Annotated in this window: 3 protein-coding genes; 1 reads left to right on the top strand and 2 read right to left on the bottom strand. The window is 72.4% G+C overall.

The genetic code is table 11. From position 1 onward, the window contains the following. Positions 1-222 precede the first annotated feature (222 nt). Positions 223-3,012, bottom strand: coding sequence for a BTAD domain-containing putative transcriptional regulator (locus ABZT93_RS15630; RefSeq protein WP_356104238.1), 2,790 nt, complete (start codon positions 3,010-3,012; stop codon positions 223-225). Between the two features lie 976 nt (positions 3,013-3,988). Between ABZT93_RS15630 and ABZT93_RS15625 the strand changes: the two genes are divergently transcribed. Continuing rightward, on the top strand, positions 3,989-5,362 hold the full coding sequence (locus ABZT93_RS15625) for an alpha/beta hydrolase (protein WP_356104236.1): 1,374 nt from the start codon (positions 3,989-3,991) through the stop codon (positions 5,360-5,362). Positions 5,363-5,428: 66 nt separating this feature from the next. Here ABZT93_RS15625 and ABZT93_RS15620 read toward each other — a convergent pair whose 3' ends face one another. Further along, positions 5,429-5,896 (bottom strand): MarR family winged helix-turn-helix transcriptional regulator, encoded by a 468-nt coding sequence (locus ABZT93_RS15620; RefSeq protein ID WP_356104233.1) that lies wholly within the window; start codon positions 5,894-5,896, stop codon positions 5,429-5,431. Between the last annotated feature and the right edge of the window lie 104 nt (positions 5,897-6,000).

Below are 6,000 nucleotides of genomic sequence, written 5' to 3'. Positions count from 1 at the left end.
CCCCGCCGGGGGGCCCGCCGTGCGGACACGCTGCCTGTCGTACGCAGGCCGAGGGCCGGGCCGGGCGACCCCGGCCCGGTCCACGCGGAGGCCCTGGCCGAAGGGGCCGGGCGGGAGCCTTCCTTCGGAACCACTGGGCCCACGGCCGGCCGTGAAAAGATCCGGGCGTTCGCGCAGGCCCGTCGGTCGGCTGTCGGCTCAGAGGATGCCGAGGGGGACCTGTCAGGGGCCGGCCGGCAGGCCGAGGCGGCGCAGCCGGGCGCGGATGCCGTCCGAGTCCGGGACGCCGAGTTCGTCGAGGATGTCCGCGGCGCGCCGGGCGGCCCGCCGTGCCGCGTCGGCCTCGCCGGCGGCCCGGTTGCTCTCGCTGAGGTGGGCGAGTACGTCGGCCTCGTAGTAGCGGTCCCCGAGACCGTGGAACAGCGCGACGGCGTTGTCGTAGCAGGCCGCGGCCCGGCGGTGGTCGCCGAGGTGGTGGTGAGCGTAGCCGAGGCTGTCCCAGGTGTCCGCCTGCCCGTCGCGGACGCCGAGTTCGGTGAAGAGCTCCAGCGCCTGCCCGCAGAACGCGAGGCACTGGCGGTGGTCGCCGAGCTGCGAGTGGTACCAGCCGACCGAGTTCAGGGCCCGGGCCTGTCCGGTCCGATGGCCCAAGGAGGTGTACTGGTCCAGGGCCTCCTGGGCACAGGCCAGGGCTTCGGGGTAGGTGTCCCGTCGGGCGTGCAGGCGGGCCAGGTCGAGGTGGGTGTGGGCCAGCTCGGTGCGGTTGCCGAGGGCTTGGTGGAGATCCAGGGCGCGGGCGAGGTGGGTGAGCGCGTCGTCCAGTCGCATCAGGCGGGTGCAGGCACGGCCGAGGCCGCTGCGGGCCTCGGCCTCCCCGGCCTCGGCCTCCCCGGCCGGGGAGGCCGAGCGCAGTGCGGCGTCCAGCGCGGCCTCCTGGGCCGTGGCCCAGTCGGACCAGTGGCCGCGGCGCTGTAGAAACGTGGTCAGGGCGCGGGTCAGCTGCCAGGTCGGGGCATCCGGCCCCTGCGTGGTGATGCCCGACCGGTGCGCCACCGCGAGGAGCACGGGGTGCTCGGCTGTGAACCAGGCAAGGGCCTCTCCGTGGTCCGCGGCGTGTTCGGGGGAGACGCCGGGGACCGGGGGCGGCAGCGCGATCGGGTCGCGGTGCGGATCCAGCATGCGGTCCGCGGAGTGGGCGGAGTGCAGATAGTGGCCGAACAAGCGGTCTTCCGCCGCTTGCGTCTCGTCCGCGGCGTTCGCGGTGCCGGCGAGTTCGGCGGCGTACATCCGCAGCAGGTCGTGGAGTACGTATCTGCCGCGCGAGTGCTCCGTGACCAGACAGCTGTCGGCCAGTACGGTCAGCAGTCGGCCCGCGTGCCGGACGGGGAGCCCGGCCAGGCTCGCGGCGGCGGGCACGCTGATGTCCGGGCCGGGGTGTACGCCGAGCAGCCGGAACACCCGGGCGGCCTGAGCGCTCAGGGTGCCGTACGACCAGGAGAACACGGCCCGTATGTCCGCCCGCGTGTCCTCGTTGCCAAAGCTGTCCAGCCCGTCGGGGGAGTCCTGGGCGTCCCGGAGTTCGGCGGCGAGCCGTGCCAGGCCGAGCCCCGGCTCGATCGCCGCGCGGGCCGCCACGACCACCAGGGCCAGCGGCAGCCGCGCGCAGCGGCTCACGATCTCGTCCACCGCCAGCGGTTCGGACATCACGCGCTCGGCCCCTGTCCGGCGAGCGAGCAGCCGCCGGCACTCCGTCGCGGGCAGCACATCCAGGACAAGACTCCGGGCGCCTTCCAGGGCGATCAGGCCGGAGAGCCGATTCCGGCTGGTCACCAGGGTGAAGCACCCCGGACTGCCGGGCAGGAACGCCCGTACCTGTTCGGCGTCCCGTGCGTTGTCGAGCATCACCAGCATCCGTCGTCCCGCCAGCAGGCTCCGGTACAGCCCGGCCTGCGCCTCCGGGCTGACCGGCATGTGCTGTGGGAGCACGCCCAACGTCTCCAGCAGCCGGGGCAGCGCCTCCGCCGGGGTCACGGGTGGCCGCGAAGGCTCGAAACCATGGAGGTTCACGTAGATCTGGCCGTCCTCGAACCAGTCGGCCACCCGGTGTGCCCAGTGGACGGCCAGAGCCGTCTTCCCTACACCCGCGGTCCCGGAGAGGGTCGAGACCACCGCCCCCGCAGGGCTGCCCAAGCCCTCCGCGAGGATCTTGTCGAGCTGGGCCAGCTCCTCCTCCCGGCCGGTGAAAGCGGGTACGTCCATGGGCAGACGCGCCAGAACAGGCGCGGACCGCGGACGTGTTGAGGGCGGCGGATCCGTGACCTCGGCCGGCTCGGGGGCACCCCGCAGGATCGACCGGTGGAGTCGCCGGAGCTCGGTCCCCGGATCGGCGCCCAGTTCATCGGCCAGCCGCTTCCGGGTCTCGGCGAAGCACTCCAGAGCCTCGGAACCGCGCCCCGCCTCGTACAGTGCCCGCATCAACACGGCCACCAGCGGCTCCACGAGCGGGTGTTGGTCGATCAGCTCGGGCACCCGGTCGATCACCACCGCGTGGTTGCCCACTGCCGTCTCCGCGTTGGCCCACGCCGTGACCGCGTCCAGCCGCTGCCGTTGCCAGGTGTCGCGCATCCGCGACACCCACTCCCCGGACAGTCCCGCGAGCGGCTCCCCGCGCCACAGGTCCAAGGCCTCGCGGAGTATCGTCACCTGTTCGGCGTCGCCCCGGCCGGCTCTGCGGGCATCGGCGACCAAGCGGTGAAACCGGTGGAGGTCCACGTCTTCGGAGTCGATGTCCAGCAGGTAACCGCCGTTCCGCCGAAGCAGGCCCGGCGTGCGAACGGCCCCGGTGGCTGCCAACACCCGTCGGATACGGGCCACATGTGCGTACAGCGCCTGACGGGCCCCCTCCGGCGGATCCTCACCCCACACACGCCTCATCAGTGTCTCAAGCGGCACTGCCCGGCCGGCGTCCACCGCGAGCGCCGCCATCACGCTCCGCCGCTGCGGAGGACCCACGTCGATCGGGCCTCGGCCCCATAACTCGACGGGCCCGAGAAGTCTGAACGTCACCACGACAACCCCCGGTGATCAGACGCGCAACGCGCTCCGCACCTTCGCCTGGCGGGTCAGCCCCTTCACCGATGTCGCCCTGGCGACACCTCACAGGCACCAGGCCACGACACACGCTACGCGCGCGGAAGACAGCCCCACAAGGTTCGGCCCACCCAGGTCTTCTCCAAAACCGGGCAGGCCCACGACCCTCAAGTCGGCGTCGGTCGCACCGGAAATTCGTCGGCGGTGGGCAGCGACTTCGTAGGGATCTCGTCCGCGCTCTTCGTGCCACGTTTCGGAGCGAGAGGCCGGGTGGCGCCGCTGTGCTTTCGGGGCCCGACCCGTGGGCGGGTGCGCTGTCGTGATCCGGCGGAGCAGGAGCACGACCGGTTCCGCCGACTGCTGTCGCGGCGTTCGGTCCCGGCCGGATGGAGCGTCTGCGTCCGGCCGTGGGGGCGGTGGTGACACGGTGCCTGGAGGAGCTGGGCGCCGCGGACCGGCTCGCGGACGGGGCCGCCGGCGCGATCAGCGGGTACGGCGGCCCGCGCGGCGGACGCTGCACGGACCGGGCGGGCCGCCCTGCTGGAGTACCTCGCCTCCTTGGTGGAGCAGCGGTCCGGCGATCTCGGTCCGGACAGTCGGTCTCCTTGTGGGAGACGCCGGTCAGGACGCGGATCCCCGGTCGTCGGGGAGCAGGCCGGACGGAGGGGACCGGGGTGGGATCCGTACCGGGCTGGAGCCTGTCGACCTCGTCCGGGCCAATTCCGGCGCCTCCATCGGCCGCCGTCTTCGGATCATGTCGCATGCCCGCCATGGCCGGTGTCGCTGCGGCCAAAAATGCACAGGAATCCTGTACATCTCTGTTGATGGTGTGTCACGGTGGCCGCGGTCTCATCGGCACGCGGGGCGCGTACAGCGGCTCGCCGGAAGGGAGTTGTCCATGCGACGGTTGGGTTCGCGATGGGCGAGGGCGGCGTGCGTCACGGCCGTCGTCGGGGGCGTGGTGTCGCCGGCCGGGGCGGCTCAGGCCGACACGGCGCCCCAGAGCTACAGCGGCACGTTGGCCGACGGCGCCACCTGGGTGGCCGATGTCCCGGCCAACTGGAACGGCACCATGATCCTGTTCAGCCACGGCTACTCCTCGATGGTGGCGCAGAACGCCCCGAACCCTGCCACCAAGAAGGACCTCCTCGCCGCGGGCTACGCGATGGTCGGGTCTTCCTACTCGGGCCCTTCGCTGTGGGCCCTGTCCTCCGCGGTCGACGACCAGTTCGGGTCCCTGGAGGCCATCGGAAAGATCGTCGGCGAGCCGCGTCGCACGATCGCGTGGGGGCAGTCGATGGGCGGCCTGGTCAGCGCGCTGGAGACCCAGAAGGCCCACGGCCGGATCGACGGCACGCTGACCACCTGCGGCCTGGTGGCCGGCGCGCTGAACCTCAACAACTACCAACTCGCCGGTGAGTACGCGGCATCGCGTCTGCTGTCCCCGAAGCCGATCCAGCTGGTCGACTACAAGAACGCCGACGACGCCACCGCCGCAGTCGCCGCCCTCAACCAGGTCACCACCGACGCTCAGAAGACCCCGCAAGGGCGTGCCCGGATCGCCCTGGCCGCCGCCCTCGTCAACGAGCCGACCTGGTACACCGGCGCCGCCGCGCCCGGTCCCCGCGACTACGAGGCCCAGGAGGTTCAGCAGCAGCAGGCCCTGGTCGGCCCCGGGTGGAGCCGCTACGAGGGCGCCCGGCCGCAGATCGAGCTGGCCGCCGGCGGCAACAGCTCCTGGACCGCCGGTGTGGACTTCGCCGCGGCCCTGGCGAGCAGCACGCACGCCGACCAGGTGCGGGCCCTCTACCGGGCGGCAGGACTGGACCTGCGCGCGGACCTGGCGACCCTGACCCGGGACGCCGACATCCACGCCGACCCGAAGGCGGTGGCCACGCTGGCCCGCACGTCGATGGTGACCGGGCACCTGGCCGTGCCCGAGCTGAACATCCACACCATCCATGACCAGTTGGTGCCGGTCGAGCAGGAGAACTGGTACGCCCGACAGGTCAAGCGGGCCGGAAGCGGGAGTCTGCTCCGGCAGGCCTACATCAACGGCACCGGCCACTGCGCGTTCCAGCCGGCCGAGACCATCACGGCCCTGCACGCGCTGGAGCACCGTCTGGACACCGGCCGTTGGGGCGACATCACGGCCCCGGCCGAGCTGAACGCCGCGGCAGCCTCGCTGGACCTGGCCGACAGCACCGCTGCCCGCTACGTGCCCTTCGCCGTGCCGCGCCTGGTCGGGGGACTGGGCGAGCCCGGCCGGTGACACTCCTTCCGAGCCGGCCGCGGGTGGCGGGCGGACGACAGCCCGCCCGTCACCCGTCCGGGACGGTCACTGCGGAGGCGTGCTGGACAACGCGGACCGGCAGAGGGTGACGTAGCGGCGCAGATCCGTGTGTTCGTCCGCGGTGAGTGGGGAGAGCATCGCCGCCTCGACGCCCTCCACGTCCTCGCGCACCTGGTCGAGCAGTTCCCGTCCCGCGCCGGTCAGCCGCAGGACACGTCGGCGGCGGTCCCGCGGGTCGGGTACGCGTGTGACGAGGCCGCGCTCCTCGATCACGGCGACCATGTCCGCCGCGCTCTGATCGGTGACGAAGGAGTTGCGGGCGAGCTCCGCGGTGCTGAGATCGGAGCGGCGCTCGAGGACGGTCAGGGCCGCGTACTGCGGCGGCGTGATCGACACCGGCCGCAACACCTCGTCCAGCCGCGCGCGTACGGCCAGTTCCAACTGCTTGACCAGATACAGCGTGGTCGGCGGCGCGGGGGCGTCGACCTCGTGGGACGCGGCAGACCTTGTCATGCAGGCCATCTTCCACTGTCAGGGGTCTTGTCACTCGCGGGGGCGCTGTGCCAATCTCCGCCATGGTTACGTAAACATGGCCGGTTCTGACGGGGTCCAGGTCT

It is taken from the genome of Streptomyces sp. NPDC005303, from assembly GCF_040607335.1.
Lineage (GTDB): Bacteria > Actinomycetota > Actinomycetes > Streptomycetales > Streptomycetaceae > Streptomyces.
The sequence above is the reverse complement of the archived record's forward strand: the minus strand, read 5'-3'. Positions and strand labels throughout refer to the sequence as shown.